Genomic DNA, 15,619 nt, shown 5'->3' with positions numbered 1-15,619 from the left:
CGTCTCCTCGGGGGAAGCAGCTCCGACGGCTGCGATGGGGAGACGATGCGCCCGTCACGTGTCGCGATTGCGCGGGCGATGTGAAGAAAGGTGAAGCCGAGCGCTAGTCCTCCGCCGGCTCGGCGTGCGGAAGGCGCGCCGCCTCCTGCGAGACGAGGTCGCGCAGCCAGCGCATGGCGGGATCGGTGTCGAGGGCGGCCGGCCAGAGCAGGGTCGGCGTGAAGGCGCGCTCGTCGAGCGGCGGATCGCGCACGACGAGGCCGAGCGCCGGCGCGTGGCGCATGGCGAGCGTGCGCGGCAGCGTCACGACGTGGTCCGTGCGCGCGACGACCTCCATCGCGGCGTAGAAGTGCGGCAGCCGGAGCGCCACGCGGCGCCGGAGCCCGCGGCGCGCGAGCGCCTCGTCGAGGAAGCCGCGCCCGTCCCCGAGCACGGTGACGAGGACGTGGTCGAGCCCGGCATAATCCTCGATCGTCCACGTGTCCCCGACCGGGTGGCCCCGCCGGGTGAGCACGACGAAGCGGTCGCGGTAGAGCACGCGGCTGCACAGGCCCGGCTGCGGTGCCTCGGCGACGCCGAAGCTCAGGTGCACGCGCCCGTCGCGCAGGTCGGCGAGCGTGCCCGCGCGCAGCGGCACGACGTCGAGGTCGACGTGCGGCGCCTGCTCGGAGAGCCGCGCGATCACCTCCGGCAGGAGGATGATGGTCTGGTGGTCGGTCGCCGAGATCACGACGCGCGCTTGCCATTGCGCCGGCACGAAGGCCTCGGGCGCGAGCAGGTCGCGCACGTCCGCGAGCGTGCGCGCGAGCGCCGGCTGGAGCGCCAGGGCGCGGGCCGTCGGCACGAGCCCGTCCGCGCCGCGCACCAGGATCGGGTCTCCGAGCAGCGCCCGCAGCCGACCGAGTGCACGGCTCATCGCAGGCTGGCTGAGGTTCGCCGCGGCGGCCGCGCGCGTGACGTTGCGCGCGGCGAGCAGGTGGTCGAGCAGGACGAGGAGGTTGAGGTCGATCCCACGTAAATTCGTCTCGCGCATGATGACAATATCGACGATGCATTGGACGCATGCAAGCGGCCTCCATAGGGTCCCGGGTATCGGCACGCGGCGCTCCGAGCCGCGCGCCACCCTCGAGACCCCGAGAAGGAGACCCGCCCATGTTCCTCGTCACCGGACTGACCGGCAACACCGGTGCCGCCGTCGCCGACACCCTGCTCGCCGCCGGCGCCCCCGTGCGCGCGCTCGTGCGCGACCTCGACCGCGCCGCCCCCTGGGCGGCCCGCGGCGTCGACCTCGTGCGGGGCGACGCGACCTCCGCCGACGATCTCGCGGCCGCCATGGAGGGCGTGTCTGGCGCCTACGTGCTCGCGCCGCCCGCCTACGCGGCGGACGACGTCGTCGGCGCGGTCGCCTCGGTCGGCCGCGCCACCCGCGAGGCGATCGAGCGGGCCCGGCCCGAGCGCCTCGTCTTCCTGTCCTCGGAGGGCGCGCAGGTTCCCGTGGGCACCGGCGTGATCCGCAGCCTCCACGCCGTCGAGGCCATGCTCGCGGGCGCACCGACGCGGCTCACCTTCCTGCGCGCGGCCTACTTCCAGGAGAACTGGCTCTCCGTCCTGCCGCTCGCGGCGGCGCAGGGTATCCTGCCCTCGATGCTCGACCTCGCGCGGCCCCAGCGCATGGTCGCGACCGCCGACATCGGCCGGGTGGCCGCCGAGACGCTGCTCGCGGACGCGCCGCCCGCGCTGATCGAGCTCGCCGGCCCGCGGGACTATGCGCCGGCCGATGTCGCCGCCGCCGCGGCGCGCGTGCTCGGCCGCCCGGTCGCGCCCGTGGCGCCCCCGCGCGCGGCGTGGGAGGGCATCTTCCAGGAGGCCGGCCTGCGCCCCGGGGCGTCCGCACTGATGGCGCAGATGTACGACGGCATCGCGTCCGGTGTCGTCGCCATGTCCGGCGACGTGCCGCTCACCCGCGGGCGGGTCTCGATCGACGAGACGCTGGCCGGCGCGGCGAAGCGTCTCGCGGCCTGACACCGGGCCACGCCCGCACCCCTTGCCTCACCGTCCCCCAGCCGCTACAGCCCCGCGCGAGACGCGCACCCCGCGCGCGGCCGGCCCGAGGGCGAGACGATGACGCAGTTCAAGGACAGGGTGTTCTCCGGCATGCAGCCGACGCACACGCTCCATCTCGGCAACTATCTCGGCGCGATGGTCAACTGGGTGCGCATGCAGGATACCCACGACTGCATCTATTGCGTCGTGGATCTCCACGCCATCACCATGCCGCAGGAGCCCGGGGCTCTGCAGGCGAACATCCGCGAGGTGGCGGCCGCCTACATCGCCTGCGGCATCGACCCGCAGCGCTCGATCCTGTTCAACCAGTCGCGCGTCCACGAGCACGCCGAGCTCGCCTGGGTGTTCAACTGCGTCGCCCGCATGGGCTGGCTCAACCGCATGACGCAGTTCAAGGAGAAGGCCGGCAAGGACCGCGAGAACGCCGCCGTGGGCCTGTTCGCCTACCCGACGCTGATGGCCGCCGACATCCTGCTCTACAAGGGCACCCACGTGCCCGTGGGCGAGGACCAGAAGCAGCATCTCGAGCTCACCCGCGACATCGCGCAGAAGTTCAACAACGACTTCGCCGGCTCGATCGCGGAGAACGGGTTCGGGGAGACGTTCTTCCCCCTGCCGGAGCCGATGATCCAGGGCCCGGCGACGCGCGTCATGAGCCTGCGCGACGGCACGAAGAAGATGTCGAAGTCCGATCCCTCGGACTACTCGCGCATCAACCTCACCGACGACGCCGACGCCATCGCGCAGAAGGTGCGCAAGGCCAAGACCGACCCCGAGCCGCTGCCGACCGAGGCCGCCGGCCTCGCCGGGCGCCCGGAGGCGGACAACCTCGTCGGCATCTACGCCGCGCTGCGAGACGTGCCGCGCGAGGCGGTTCTGGCGGAGTTCGGCGGCGCCAACTTCTCGACCTTCAAGTCGGCGCTGGTCGACGTCGCCGTGGACCGGCTCGCACCGATCACGTCCGAGATGCGCCGGCTCGCCGCCGATCCCGGCCACATCGACTCGATCCTCGCCGAGGGTGCGCACAAGGCCTCGGTCATCGCCGCCGAGACCATGGACGCGGTGCGCCGGATCGTCGGGTTCGGGCCGCGCTGAGGTCAGGCATGCCGCCGGGGAATTGCTGCCCTGCACGGGGCGCGGCTGGCGCGGCGCCCGCGCGGGGCGCATCGTCGCGCGGCGTTGCCCGCCTGCCGTCCGAGCCGCGTCGACCATGACGTCCACCCTGCCCTTCCTGCCCGACCTCCACACGCTCGTCCTGTTCTCGGGCGCGTGCCTCGTGCTCTTCGTCACGCCGGGGCCGGACATGAGCCTGTTCCTGTCGAAGACCGTGCAGGGCGGGCGCGCCTGCGGCATGGCGGCGATGCTCGGCGCCTTCACCGGCGCGCTCGTCCACACGCTGCTCGCGGCGCTCGGGCTCTCGGCGCTCCTCGCCGCCTCGCCCGCGGCCTTCACGGCGGTGAAGATCGTGGGCGCCCTCTATCTCCTCTGGATGGCTTGGGACGCCCTGCGCAACGGCTCGGCGCTCAGCCTGCGGCCGGGCGGGCCGGCGCCGGCGTCGCTGCGCGCGACCTGGCTGCTGGGCGTGGGGATCAACCTGTCGAACCCGAAGGTGATCCTGTTCTTCGTCACCTTCCTTCCCCAGTTCGTCGCCGCCGGCGATCCGCACGCGGCCGGGAAGCTCGTCTTCCTGGGGCTGTGGTTCGTCGCGCTCTCCGCCCCGCTCGCGGCGCTGGCGATCCTGGCGGCGGACGAGGTGGTGGCGCTGGCGCGCACGCGCCCGCGGGTGCTGCGCGGCGTCGACATCGTCTTCGCCGGCGTGTTCGGCCTCTTCGCGCTGCAGATCCTCGCGACCGCGCGCTGAGCGCGGCTTCAGAGCGCCTCGGCCTCGAGCGTGCGCTCGCGCATCGCCGTGAAGCGCACGATCCGCTGCGCGGTCGAGACCGAGAGCTGCTGGAAGGCCGCGAAGGCCGAGCGGTGGACCTCGTCCGTGAGGTTGCGCCCCGCCTTGGCGACGAGGAAGGTCTTGAAGGTCGACCAGCCGAAGCGCAGCGAGCGCAGGATGAACAGCAGCGGGTCGTAGTGGTTCGAGTGGTAGGCGCGTGCGACCACCGTCGTCGGCACGTGGGCGAGGTGGGCGATCGCCGCCAGCGCCTCCTCGATGCGCCCGTCGCGCGCCCAGCCGGCGATGGTCTCCTCGTCGAGGGCGCCGGACCCGGCGCATTCGGTCACGATCCGCGCCGCATCGGCGAAGTCGTCGACCAGCGCCTTGTAGCTGGAGGTACGCACCACGTCCTCGGCCGCGTCGTCCACCGCGTCGTCGAAGGCGGCGGCGTCGATGGAGAGCCCGTCGAGGCTGCCGAGGGCGGCGCGCATCGACACCCGCGCCTTCTCGCGGGCGATGGCGACGAGCTGCTGGAGCTGCTCGTTGCCCAGGCTCGCCCTGGCCTGGAGCTGGCTCTGCAGGCCCTCGTCGCCGCGGGCCTTCTCGACGAGGCACGAGAGCGAGCGGTCGGAGAGCGCCGCACCCTCGTTGCCGGCGACGGCGCACACGACGCGATCGTCGCCGCGGTCGACCAGGATCTCGGTGATGCGCTCGGACAGGCATGCGCGGCGGGTGAGCGCGAGGAGATGCTCCTGGCTCTTGCTGGCGGCGACCTCGGCGAGATCGTCCTCGCCGAGCCGCACGGCCCGCTCGAGCACGGGGCGGGCAACGGCGATCTCGTCGTCGAAGGCGAGGTCGCGCAGCACGCCCTCGGGCGCGTTGACGAGGTCGGCGAGCCGCTCGGAGAGCTCGACGCGGACGCGGAACTCGATCCCGCGGGCGAGCCGCAGGATCACCTCGTCGAACACGGCGACGTGCAGGTCGGCGAGGTGCGGCGCCTGCTCGATGAAGAGATCGGTCATGCGCCGCAGCGTCTCGACGCGTCGGGACGGGTCGCCGTTGGCGACCGCGTCCTCCACGTCCGACACGAGCGAGGTCAGCATGTCCATCGAGCAGGGATCCCGGCGCCGTCCGTCCGCACGGCCGTATCGCGCGGACCTTAACGGCCTTTCGTAAGCGATGTGTTGAGGGCGACCGCTCAATGCCGCATGCGCCGGCGGGGTCGCGACGGACCCGCCGCGGCGGGCGGACCGGAGCGGAGGGCAGAGGGCGGAGAGCCGGTGTGCCTTGCTTCGGCACAGGCTAGTCTAACGGCCTCCAGAACCCCGAGGACGCCGCACGATGTACATTGCACGCACGCTCGGAACCCCGCTCGTCTGCGAGGCCCGGCAGGAACGCCACGACATCTGGTTCGATATCGCTTTCTCCGAGCGGCGACGCCGATCTCGGCCGCACGCGCACTTGAATCCTCCGCCGCAGGCGCGTATATGCCTCCCTGTCAGCTCTGGTAGCGGCGTGAGAGCGTCGCCTCGCGGGAGTGGACCCTGACCGGGTCCGCTCCTTTCTCATATTTGACGCGGGTTCGCCGGGGCTCGGTGCGGGACGGCCCGCACGACGAGCGCATTTTCCGAGCGGCGTCCGCGACGACGGACGCGCTCCACAAGACGAGGACGTGAGCCGCCGTGGCGGATCGAACGCACGATCGACTTGAAGAGCGCCTGATCGCCGAGACCGGCCTCGCCGCGCGCGTGGCGGCGATCGTCGAGCCCGTGATCGAGGATCTCGGCTACCGGCTCGTGCGCGTGAAGATCTCGAGCCAGAACGGCTGCACGGTCCAGGTCATGGCCGAGCGGCCGGACGGCACGATGGGCGTCGACGATTGCGAGATCGTCAGCCGGGCGATCTCGCCGGCGCTCGACGTCGACGATCCGGTGACGACGGCCTACAATCTCGAGGTCTCCTCGCCGGGCATCGACCGGCCGCTGGTGCGCCCGGGGGACTTCGTCCGCTGGGCCGGCCACGAGGCGAAGGTCGAGATGGCGCGGCCGGTGGGGGCGCGCAAGCGCTTCCGCGGGCTGGTGCGCGGCGTCGAGGACGAGCACGCGCTGATCCTCCTGCCGGACGTCCCGGAGGGCGTGGAGCCGCTGGCGCGGCTGCCGCTCGACGACATCGGCGAGGCGCGCCTCGTGCTCACCGACGACCTCATCCGCGAATCGCTCAAGCGCGGAACGGCGCCCTCCGCCGAGGGCGCGGACGAGACCATCGAGAGCGCCGAGGAGGAGGGCGAGGAGCCCGCCGCCACGGCTGCGACCGAGGACAACGACAACCATCCCTCCCCGAAGGAGTGACAGGACCATGGCCGTCAGCGCCAACAGGCTCGAGCTCTTGCAGATCGCCGACGCGGTCGCCCGCGAGAAGGTGATCGATCGCCAGATCGTGCTCGCCGCGATGGAGGACGCCATCCAGAAGGCGGCCCGCTCCCGTTACGGCAGCGAGACCGAGGTGCGCGCCGAGATCAACCCGAAGACGGGCGAGATCGCGCTGTCGCGGCTGCTGCAGGTGGTCGAGCGGGTGGAGAACGACGCCACCGAGATCACCCTCGAGGAGGCGCGCCGCAAGAACCCGGCCGCCATGATCGGCGACTTCATCGCCGAGGCGCTGCCGCCCTTCGACTTCGGCCGAATCGCCGCGCAGTCGGCCAAGCAGGTCATCGTGCAGAAGGTCCGCGACGCCGAGCGCGACCGCCAGTACGACGAGTTCAAGGACCGCGTCGGCGAGATCGTCAACGGCCTCGTCAAGCGGGTGGAGTACGGCAACGTCATCGTCGATCTCGGCCGCGCCGAGGCGATCATCCGCCGCGACGAGCTGATCCCGCGAGAGACCTTCCGCCCCGGCGACCGGGTGCGCGCCTATCTCTACGACGTGCGCCGCGAGACGCGCGGGCCGCAGATCTTCCTGTCGCGTACGCATCCGCAGTTCATGGCCAAGCTCTTCGGCCAGGAAGTGCCGGAGATCTACGACGGCATCGTCGAGGTCCGCGCGGTGGCCCGCGACCCGGGCTCGCGCGCCAAGATCGCGGTGATCTCCCGCGATTCGTCGATCGACCCCGTCGGCGCCTGCGTCGGCATGCGCGGCTCGCGCGTGCAGGCGGTCGTCGGCGAGCTGCAGGGCGAGAAGATCGACATCATTCCCTGGAGCCAGGACGAGGCGACCTTCATCGTCAACGCGCTCCAGCCGGCCGAGGTGGTCAAGGTCGTGCTCGACGAGGACGCCGAGCGAATCGAGGTCGTCGTGCCCGACGAGCAGCTCTCGCTCGCCATCGGGCGGCGCGGCCAGAACGTGCGCCTCGCCTCCCAGCTCACCGGCTGGGACATCGACATCCTGACCGAGGCCGAGGAGAGCGAGCGGCGCCAGAAGGAGTTCGTGGAGCGCACGAACCTCTTCATGGAGGCGCTCGACGTCGACGAGGTCGTGGGCCAGCTCCTCGCCTCGGAGGGCTTCCGCACCATCGAGGAGATCGCCTATGTCGATCTCGGCGAGATCGCCTCGATCGAGGGCTTCGACGAGGAGACCGCGCAGGAGATCCAGATGCGCGCCAACGAGCATCTGGAGAAGATCGAGGCCGAGAACGAGGCCAAGCGCATCGAGCTCGGCGTCGCCGACGAGGTGCGCGAGGTCGTGGGCATCACCAGCGGCATGCTGGTGGCGCTCGGCGAGAACGACGTGAAGTCGATCGAGGATCTCGCGGGCTGCGCCACCGACGATCTCGTCGGCTACACCGAGGGGCGCGGCGCCGAGGCCAAGCGCCATGCGGGCTTCCTCGACGGCTTCGAGCTGTCGCGGGGCGACGCCGAGGCGATGATCATGGACGCGCGCGTGCGCGCGGGCTGGATCGAGGCGCCGGCCGAGGAGGAGGCTCCCGAAGAGGAGGCTCCCGAGGGCGAGTACGCCGAGGACGCCGACTACGCCGACGGCGAGGCCTACGAGGCCGAGGCCGAGGCGGAGGCCCTCGAGGGCGACGACGTCGAAGGCGGCGCGGATGCGGGCGAGGTTCCCGCCGGCGAGGCCGGCGAGGACGACGCCCAGGCGCATCGGGGCTGAGCGGGACGAGAGGGGACGACGCGGGCGTGACGCGCACGGAGGGTGACGAGACCAGGGGCCGGCGTGCGGCCGCGGGCGAGCGACGCACGACGCGTCACGAGCCCCGGCGAACCTGCGTCGCCACCCGCGAGGTCCGCTCCCCCGAGGAGCTGATCCGGTTCGTCGCCGCGCCGAACGGCGCGCTGACGCCCGACCTGAAGGGAAAGCTGCCCGGCCGGGGCGTGTGGGTCTCGGCCAGGCGAGAGGCGGTGGAGAGCGCGGTCGAGCGCCGGCTCTTCGCGCGGGGGCTCAAGGCCGCCGTCACCGTCCCGGAGGACCTCGCCGCGGCGATCGACGCCGCGCTCGTGGAGGACCTCCGCCAGGGGCTCGCCCTCGCCAACAAGGCGGGGCGGGTCGTATCGGGCTTCGACACGGTGGTGAAGACCGTCGGATCGAAGACCATCGCCAGCCTCGTCCACGCCTCCGAGGCGGCGGACGACGGCAAGAGAAAGATCGCGCAGGCGCTGCGACGGCGCCTGGGCGAGACCGCGGAGCGAATTCCGGTCGTGACGGAGCTTTCCGTCGACGATTTGGATTTGGCTTTGGGGCGGTCTCATGTGATACATGCAGCCCTCGTCGCGGGCGCCGGAAGTCGCATCTTCCTGGAGCGCTGGCGACGGCTATGCGTCTATCGCGGAACCATCGCCATGAACGCCGCGCCCCTCGACCCCGAGGGCGCCGGCCTCGACGACGAGACGAACCCGCAGGATCGTGAGCGGAATGAGTGATACCAAGACCCCGGGCGACAAGACGCTGCAAGCGCCGCAGAAGACCCTGAGCATCAAGCCCCGCATCGAGCAGGGTACGGTGCGTCAGAGCTTCTCGCACGGGCGTACCAAGCAGGTCGTCGTCGAGCGCAAGCGCGGCACCCGTCCGCCAGCGGAGGCGAAGGAGGCGGCACCGGCCGCCAAGCCCGCCACGCCGCAGGCGCCGGCGGCGAAGCCCGCACGCCCGGGCACCCCGACGCGTCCCGGCGCGCAGGTGCTGCGCTCGCTTTCCGAGAGCGAGCGGGACGCCCGCGCCGCCGCCCTGCTCGACGCTCGCCGCCGCGAGGAGGAGGAGCGCCGTCGCCTGGAGGAGGCACGCCGCCACGAGGCCGAGGAGCGCGCCCGCGCCGAGGCCCAGGCGAAGGCCCGCGAGGCCGAGGAGCGCGCCCGTCGCGAGGCGGAGGATCGAGCCCGCCAGGAAGCGGAGGCTCGGGCCCGCGCCGCCGAGGCCGCGCCCGCCCCGTCCGCGCCGGACGCCACGCCGGCCGAGGCGCCCGCCGCGAAGGCCCCCGCCGCCGCGAAGGCCCCCGCCGCCGCGAAGGCACCCGCCGCAGGGCAGGCGCCCGCCGAGGCCACCGCGACCGCGACGCCGCGCGAGGCGGCGCCCCGCGCCGCGCGGCCGGCCGGCGAGCGGACCACGCCCCGCGTCACCGCGCCGCGCCCGGGCCTGCCGCCGCGCACGACCGTGCCGCGGGTCGACGCCCGCAAGCCGGCGAGCCTCGACTTCATGGCGCGTCCCGCGCCGGAGCCCGAGCCCGAGCCGAAGCCGGAGGCCGCGGCGCCCGCGGCGAAGCCCGCCGCGCGTGCCGGCGAGACGACAGCGCGCCCCGCCGCGCCCGGTGCCGCCGCGCGTGCCCGCACGCCGGCCGCCGACGACGAGGCGCCCCGCGGTCGCAAGGGCGCGCCGAAGGCGCCCCCCGTCCCGAAGGCGACGAAGGGCGGCGAGGATCGTCGTCGCGGCCGTCTCACCGTCACCAAGGCGCTCGCCGGGGACGACGAGCGCACGCGCTCCGTCGCCTCCTACAAGCGCCGCATGCAGCGCCTCCAGGGCAAGGGCCAGGCGACCGAGCGCGAGAAGATCTCCCGCGAGGTGGTCATCCCGGAGACGATCACCATCCAGGAGCTCGCCAACCGTATGGCCGAGCGCGCGGTGGACGTCATCCGCCTGCTGATGAAGCAGGGCGAGATGTACAAGATCACCGACACGATCGACGCCGACACGGCGCAGCTCGTCACCGAGGAGATGGGCCACACGGTGAAGCGCGTGGCCGAGTCCGACGTCGAGGAGGGCCTGTTCGCCGCGGCGGACACCGACGAGCACCTGGAGTCCCGCCCGCCGGTCGTGACCATCATGGGCCACGTCGACCACGGCAAGACCTCGCTGCTCGACTCGATCCGCAAGACCAACGTCGTCGCGGGCGAGGCCGGCGGCATCACCCAGCACATCGGCGCCTACCAGGTGACGAGCCCCTCGGGCGGCAAGATCTCCTTCATCGACACGCCCGGCCACGCGGCGTTCACCGCCATGCGCGCCCGCGGCGCCAAGGTGACGGACATCGTGGTGCTGGTGGTCGCGGCCGACGACGGCGTCATGCCGCAGACGGTCGAGGCGATCTCCCACGCCAAGGCGGCCGGCGTGCCGCTGATCGTGGCGATCAACAAGATCGACAAGCCGTCGGCCAACCCGCAGCGCGTGCGCACGGAGCTTCTCCAGCACGACGTGCAGGTCGAGTCGATGGGCGGCGACACGCTCGAGTTCGAGGTCTCCGCCCTCACGCGCGAAGGTCTCGACGAGCTGCTCGAGGGCCTCGCCCTCCAGGCCGAGATCCTCGACCTGAAGGCCAACCCGGAGCGGGCGGCCGAGGGCACGGTGGTCGAGGCCAAGCTCGACCGCGGCCGCGGCCCCGTGGCCACCGTCCTGGTCCAGCGCGGCACGCTGAAGACCGGCGACATCATCGTCGCGGGCTCCGAGTGGGGCCGCGTGCGCGCGCTGGTGTCGGACGTCGGCGAGCAGGTGAAGGAAGCCGGGCCGTCGGTTCCGGTCGAGGTGCTCGGCTTCAACGGCACGCCCGAGGCCGGCGACCGCGTCGCGGTCGTCGAGAACGAGGCGCGCGCCCGCGAGGTCACCGAGTACCGCGCCCGCCAGAAGCGCGAGCGCGCGTCCGCCCGTGCCAGCGGCGCCACGCGCTCGCTCGCGGACATGATGCGCGACCTCAAGGAGGGCGTCGGCCGCAAGGAGATGCCGCTCGTCGTCAAGGCGGACGTGCAGGGCTCGCTCGAGGCCATCGTCGGCGCGCTCGAGAAGATCGGCAACGACGAGGTCGCGGCCCGGGTCATCCACGCCGGCGTGGGCGGCATCACCGAGTCGGACGTCACCCTGGCGGAGGCCTCCGGCGCCGTCGTGCTCGGCTTCAACGTGCGCGCCCACAAGGAAGCGCGCGAGAGCGCGGAGCGGGTCGGCGTCGAGATCCGCTACTACAACATCATCTACGACCTGGTGGACGACATCAAAGCCGTCATGTCGGGCATGCTTCCCCCGCAGCTCCGCGAGGAGCGGCTGGGCGAGGCGGAGATCCTCGAGGTCTTCGCCGTGTCCAAGGTCGGCAAGGTCGCGGGCTGCCGCGTGCAGGACGGCGTCGTGCAGCGGGGCGCCCACGTGCGGCTCATCCGCGACAAGATCGTCATCCACGAGGGCAAGCTCTCCCAGCTCAAGCGCTTCAAGGACGACGCGCGCGAGGTGGTGGCCGGCCAGGAGTGCGGCATGGCCTTCGAGAACTACCAGGACATGCGCAAGGGCGACGCGATCGAGTGCTATCTCGTCCACGAGGTGCGCCGCACGCTCTGAGCGCGGCGCACGCCCCGGCGGCGCCCCGTTACGGGCGCTCGCATCCTCGTTCTCCAGCGCTCCGCGGCGTCCGAGCCCCCGCGGCGCGCTGGATGGTTCTTTCCCCTCGCGCGTGAGCCGCGCCCGGCCGTCGGGCGCAGCGCACCCGCGTCGCATGGGCCCGCGCGGCCCGCGGAGGAGGCGCCCGCCATGGCGAAGCGTTTCGAATCATCCGGACCGACCCAGCGCCAGCAGCGCGTCGCGGAGCTCGTCCGCCACGCGCTGTCGGACGTGCTCGCCCGCGGCGACCTGACGGATCCCGTGCTGACGACCCATGTCGTCACCGTCCCCGAGGTGCGCATGTCGCCCGATCTCAAGCTCGCCACCGCCTACGTCATGCCGCTCGGCGGCCAGGACGAGGCGGCGGTGCTCGAGGCGCTCGACCGTTCGAAGAAGGTCCTGCGCGGCGAGGTGGCGCGGCGGGTGAACCTGAAGTTCGCCCCCGACCTGCGCTTCCGGCGCGACGAGAGCTTCGACGAGGCAGCGCGCATCGATGCGCTGCTGCGCTCCGAGCGCGTACGCCGCGACATCGACGGCGACGCGCCGGACGACCCCACCGACGACGAGACATGACCTCCGGCCCGAGACGCGACGCATCGATCATGGACACCCAGATGAGCGACGAGACCACGAACGCCCGCACGACCGACGGCGCCCAGCGCCAGGCCGATGGGCAGGGGACAGGCCCCCGCGGCCGCCGCGGCCCGCGCCCGGACCGCCCGAAGCGGCGGGACGTCAACGGCTGGCTCGTGCTCGACAAGGCGATCGGCGTCACCTCCACCCAGGCGGTGGCCATGGTCAAGCGCGCCTTCAACGCCAAGAAGGCGGGGCACGCCGGCACGCTCGACCCGCTCGCCTCGGGCATTCTGCCGATCGCGCTCGGGGAGGCGACGAAGACGGTTCCGTTCGTGATGGACGGCCGCAAGGCCTACCTGTTCACCGTCAGCTGGGGCGTCGAGACCGACACGGACGATGCCGAGGGCCGGGCCGTCGAGCGCTCCGATGCGCGCCCGTCGCCCGCGGAGATCGAGGCGATCCTGCCCGATTTCGTCGGCCAGATCATGCAGGTGCCGCCGCGCTTCTCGGCGATCAAGATCGCCGGCGAGCGCGCCTACGACCTCGCCCGCGACGGCGAGACGGTCGAGCTCGTGGCGCGACCGGTCGAGATCGACCGCATCTCGCTGGTGGCGCACCACGGCGACACCTCCGTGTTCGAGGCGGAATGCGGGCGGGGCACCTACGTGCGGGCGCTCGCCCGCGACTTCGGCCGCCGCCTCGGCTGCCTCGGCCACGTCTCCTCTTTGCGCCGCACCCGTGTCGGCCCCTTCACCGAGGAGGACACGGTCGGGGCCGAGGATCTCGAGGCCTTCCGCGCCGCCGTGGAGGCCGGCGAGAGCCCGGCGCTCGCGGACCTCGTCCTGCCGGTGCAGACGGCGCTCGGCGAGCTCGAATCGGTCCCCGTCTCCCGCGACGCCGCCGCGCGCCTGATGCGCGGCCAGTCCGTGATCCTGCGCGGCCGCGACGCGCCGGTCGAGGGCCAGGCCTACGCGACGTTCGGCGGCATCCTGGTCTCGACGGGCACGATCGAGCGCGGCGAGTTCGTGCCCCACCGGGTGTTCAACCTCAAGGCCTGAAGTCCCGTCACCGGGGTCGCGGAGCGGGCCCCGGGGGCACGGGCCCTCGGGAGCGCTCTCTCGGCGTGCGCGGCAGCGCGCGTCCCTCCGCCGCCGACGCGGGCGTCTCGCCCCGCTGCGTGCCGACGCCGCGCGACGGGCACCCGCGGGATGCCGGAGCTAGGCCCCCTCGCCCGCCCCGCCGCGTCGCGCGGTGAGCGAGACGCCGATCTCCACCGAGAAGCCCACCGTGGCCTCGTCCGGATAGCTCTCGCCCATGCCGAAGTCGCGGCGATCGACGGTCACGGTGCCCGAGGCCGTCGCCACCCCGTCGACGATGTCGAGCGTGAAGGGCAGCGCGACCGGCACCTCGGCGCCGGCGAGCGCGAGCGTGCCCTGCGCCCGGTAGCCGCCCTCTTCGCCACCCGCTTCGCCGCCCTCTCCACCGCCCTTCTCGGCCGCGACGATGTCGGCGGCGAAGCGGGCGGCGGGATGCGACTCGGCGTCGAAGAACTCGGGCCCGCGGGCCTGCTCGGTGACGGAGCCGAGGGTCATGGACGCGATCGGGATCGCGACCGTGACGAAGCCGTGGCGGCCGTCCGCGTCGGGTGTTTCCTCGAACGCGATGTCCGCGTCGAACCGGGCGAAGCGACCGGTGACGGGGGAGCCCATCTGGCGCACGGTGAAGGTGAGCTCTCCGCTCTCGACGATCCAGGACGACGAGGTCGCGGCGACGGGTGTTGCGGGCAGCGCGACGCCGGGGCGCGCATCCGTGTCCCCGCCGCCCTGCGCCAGCGTCACGACGGCGCCGCCGACGAGGCCGTAGACGACGAGCGCCCCGAGCACCGGGGCGAGGGCCCGGCGCTGCACGGGGACCGGCGCCGTCGCGGCGCTCGCGAGGCGCCCGGGCAGCATGCGCGCGAGCGTGCCGTCGCGATCGACGAGGTGGTGCTTCAGCGCGCCGGCGACGTGCAGCGCGAGCGCCGCCATCAGGAGCTTCGTGAAGGTCGCGTGCACCGCGCCCGCGGCGGCGGCGACGTCGGCGGATCGCGGCACGAAGGGCAGCGTCTGGGCGAACGGCCACCAGATCGGCGCGAAGCCGGCTGCCGCCGCGTGCTGGACCCAGCCCGAGAGGGGCACCGCGACGAGGGAGACGTAGAGGAGCCAGTGGACGCCTTCCGCGAGCGCGGTCTCGAGCCGCCGCTCGGGACGGAGCGGCACCGGGCGCGGCTGGCCGAGCATCCAGCCGATCCGCACGAGCGCGAGGAAGAAGACCGCGACGCCGAGCGTCTTGTGGATCGAGAACAGGAGCGCCTTCGTCGCCAGCGCGTCCGACGTGTCGTAGCGCCACTCCACCGCGACGAGGCCGAGCGGGATCATCGTCAGGACGAGGGCGGCGATCGCCCAGTGCAGGGCCTTCGACACCGCGCCGTAGCCGGTGGTGGTGTTGTGCGCCGGCATGAGGACCTCCCTCGAACGACGTGGCCGGGCCGCGTGCGGCGGCCCGGCGTCTCTCTCCTGCGCGGATCGATCCGCGCGTGGTTCACTCGGCCCGCATGGCCTCGATCGAGATCCGCACCTCGACCTCGTCGCTGACGAAGGGCGCGAACATGCCGAGCGCGTAGTCGCTGCGGACCAGCGTCGTCGTGGCGTCGAAGCCCGCCCAGGGCTTGTTCTCCATCGGGTGCATGCCGGCGGCGTTGAGGGTGGCGTCCAGCACGACGGACTTCGTCACGCCGTTGAGCGTCAGGTCGCCGGTGATGAGTGCGGTGCTCTCGCCGGTGACCTCGATGCCGGTGGAGACGAAGCTCACCATCTCGTCCTCGTCGGCGCCGAAGAAGTCTTCCGTCATGAAGTGCTCGAAGCGGCCCTCCCAGCCGGTGAACATCGAGCGCACGGGGAAGGAGACCTCCACCGAGGAGGCCGCCGGATCGTCCTGCACGAACTCGATCCTGCCCTCGAAGCCCGAGAACATGCCCCAGGTCGTCGAGTAGCCGAGGTGGTCGTAGGAGAACAGGATCTGGCTGTGGCTCGAGTCGAGCACGTAGGTCTCGGCCTGGGCGGCGGGGGCGGCGAGGAGGGCGGCGGCGAGCGTGGCGCCGGCGAGGGAGGGGATGCGCAGCATGGGTACGAAGTCTCCGGATGGCTGTCGGGACGCGCCTCGCGGGCGCTTGGGAGATGGAAGGTAGTGGAGACCGGCTGTGCAAAAAAGACAAGATTGGATGCCTGGCGGCAGAGGTTATCTTGCGGACACGCAATAGCACGAAGA

Annotated in this window: 13 protein-coding genes; 9 read left to right on the top strand and 4 right to left on the bottom strand. The window is 72.6% G+C overall.

What is annotated here, in order from left to right:
* Positions 1–103: 103 nt before the first annotated feature.
* Positions 104–1,033: a LysR family transcriptional regulator gene (locus G407_RS25935; RefSeq protein ID WP_043539026.1), complete on the bottom strand. Its 930-nt coding sequence runs from the start codon at positions 1,031–1,033 to the stop codon at positions 104–106.
* 119 nt (positions 1,034–1,152) lie between these two features.
* Between G407_RS25935 and G407_RS25930 the strand changes: the two genes are divergently transcribed.
* The 3 genes from G407_RS25930 (at position 1,153) to G407_RS0105590 (ending at position 3,925) form a co-directional block, all read left to right on the top strand.
* A complete protein-coding gene (locus tag G407_RS25930) occupies positions 1,153–2,022 on the top strand; it encodes an NmrA family NAD(P)-binding protein (protein ID WP_052340992.1) in 870 nt (289 codons plus the stop codon).
* A gap of 99 nt (positions 2,023–2,121) precedes the next feature.
* Positions 2,122–3,159 carry a tryptophan--tRNA ligase gene (gene trpS / locus G407_RS0105595; RefSeq protein ID WP_029030025.1) on the top strand — a complete coding sequence of 346 codons (1,038 nt, stop codon included), beginning with the start codon at positions 2,122–2,124 and terminating at the stop codon, positions 3,157–3,159.
* Positions 3,160–3,286: 127 nt separating this feature from the next.
* Positions 3,287–3,925 (top strand): LysE family translocator, encoded by a 639-nt coding sequence (locus G407_RS0105590; RefSeq protein ID WP_029030024.1) that lies wholly within the window; start codon positions 3,287–3,289, stop codon positions 3,923–3,925.
* An 8-nt stretch (positions 3,926–3,933) separates the two neighbouring features.
* Here the strand turns inward: G407_RS0105590 and G407_RS30205 are convergent, their stop codons facing one another.
* Positions 3,934–5,055, bottom strand: a complete 1,122-nt coding sequence (locus G407_RS30205; RefSeq protein WP_052340991.1) for a DUF2336 domain-containing protein — start codon at positions 5,053–5,055, stop codon at positions 3,934–3,936.
* 573 nt (positions 5,056–5,628) lie between these two features.
* On the opposite strand from G407_RS30205, the gene rimP reads away from it, so the two are divergent.
* The 6 genes from rimP (at position 5,629) to truB (ending at position 13,371) form a co-directional block, all read left to right on the top strand.
* Positions 5,629–6,294 carry a ribosome maturation factor RimP gene (gene rimP, locus G407_RS25920; protein WP_052340990.1) on the top strand — a complete coding sequence of 222 codons (666 nt, stop codon included), beginning with the start codon at positions 5,629–5,631 and terminating at the stop codon, positions 6,292–6,294.
* A gap of 7 nt (positions 6,295–6,301) precedes the next feature.
* On the top strand, positions 6,302–8,047 hold the full coding sequence (gene nusA / locus G407_RS25915) for a transcription termination factor NusA (protein ID WP_052340989.1): 1,746 nt from the start codon (positions 6,302–6,304) through the stop codon (positions 8,045–8,047).
* 26 nt (positions 8,048–8,073) lie between these two features.
* Complete coding sequence (locus G407_RS25910; RefSeq protein ID WP_084327336.1) at positions 8,074–8,814, top strand: RNA-binding protein; 741 nt, start codon at positions 8,074–8,076, stop codon at positions 8,812–8,814.
* Positions 8,807–11,698, top strand: a complete 2,892-nt coding sequence (gene infB, locus G407_RS0105565) for a translation initiation factor IF-2 (protein ID WP_029030023.1) — start codon at positions 8,807–8,809, stop codon at positions 11,696–11,698. The genes G407_RS25910 and infB overlap by 8 nt, the downstream gene beginning before the upstream one ends.
* A 189-nt stretch (positions 11,699–11,887) precedes the next feature.
* Positions 11,888–12,310 carry a 30S ribosome-binding factor RbfA gene (gene rbfA, locus G407_RS0105560; RefSeq protein ID WP_029030022.1) on the top strand — a complete coding sequence of 141 codons (423 nt, stop codon included), beginning with the start codon at positions 11,888–11,890 and terminating at the stop codon, positions 12,308–12,310.
* Between the two features lie 41 nt (positions 12,311–12,351).
* On the top strand, positions 12,352–13,371 hold the full coding sequence (gene truB, locus G407_RS0105555) for a tRNA pseudouridine(55) synthase TruB (protein ID WP_029030021.1): 1,020 nt from the start codon (positions 12,352–12,354) through the stop codon (positions 13,369–13,371).
* Between the two features lie 159 nt (positions 13,372–13,530).
* On the opposite strand, the gene G407_RS0105550 is transcribed toward truB, so the two are convergent.
* A complete protein-coding gene (locus G407_RS0105550) occupies positions 13,531–14,811 on the bottom strand; it encodes a cytochrome b/b6 domain-containing protein (protein ID WP_029030020.1) in 1,281 nt (426 codons plus the stop codon).
* A gap of 82 nt (positions 14,812–14,893) precedes the next feature.
* A complete protein-coding gene (locus tag G407_RS0105545) occupies positions 14,894–15,475 on the bottom strand; it encodes a YceI family protein (protein ID WP_043539025.1) in 582 nt (193 codons plus the stop codon).
* Positions 15,476–15,619: the final 144 nt, after the last annotated feature.

Source organism: Salinarimonas rosea DSM 21201, from assembly GCF_000429045.1.
GTDB lineage: Bacteria > Pseudomonadota > Alphaproteobacteria > Rhizobiales > Beijerinckiaceae > Salinarimonas > Salinarimonas rosea.
The sequence above is the reverse complement of the archived record's forward strand: the minus strand, read 5'-3'. Positions and strand labels throughout refer to the sequence as shown.

What these genes read in the sequence shown, in the direction of transcription:
- G407_RS25935 (WP_043539026.1), bottom strand. Translation starts at nt 1,033, where the DNA reads ATGCGCGAGACGAATTTACGTGGGATCGACCTCAACCTCCTCGTCCTG.
- G407_RS25930 (WP_052340992.1), top strand. Translation starts at nt 1,153, where the DNA reads ATGTTCCTCGTCACCGGACTGACCGGCAACACCGGTGCCGCCGTCGCC.
- trpS (WP_029030025.1), top strand. Translation starts at nt 2,122, where the DNA reads ATGACGCAGTTCAAGGACAGGGTGTTCTCCGGCATGCAGCCGACGCAC.
- G407_RS30205 (WP_052340991.1), bottom strand. Translation starts at nt 5,055, where the DNA reads ATGGACATGCTGACCTCGCTCGTGTCGGACGTGGAGGACGCGGTCGCC.
- nusA (WP_052340989.1), top strand. Translation starts at nt 6,302, where the DNA reads ATGGCCGTCAGCGCCAACAGGCTCGAGCTCTTGCAGATCGCCGACGCG.
- infB (WP_029030023.1), top strand. Translation starts at nt 8,807, where the DNA reads ATGAGTGATACCAAGACCCCGGGCGACAAGACGCTGCAAGCGCCGCAG.
- rbfA (WP_029030022.1), top strand. Translation starts at nt 11,888, where the DNA reads ATGGCGAAGCGTTTCGAATCATCCGGACCGACCCAGCGCCAGCAGCGC.
- truB (WP_029030021.1), top strand. Translation starts at nt 12,352, where the DNA reads ATGAGCGACGAGACCACGAACGCCCGCACGACCGACGGCGCCCAGCGC.
- G407_RS0105550 (WP_029030020.1), bottom strand. Translation starts at nt 14,811, where the DNA reads ATGCCGGCGCACAACACCACCACCGGCTACGGCGCGGTGTCGAAGGCC.
- G407_RS0105545 (WP_043539025.1), bottom strand. Translation starts at nt 15,475, where the DNA reads ATGCTGCGCATCCCCTCCCTCGCCGGCGCCACGCTCGCCGCCGCCCTC.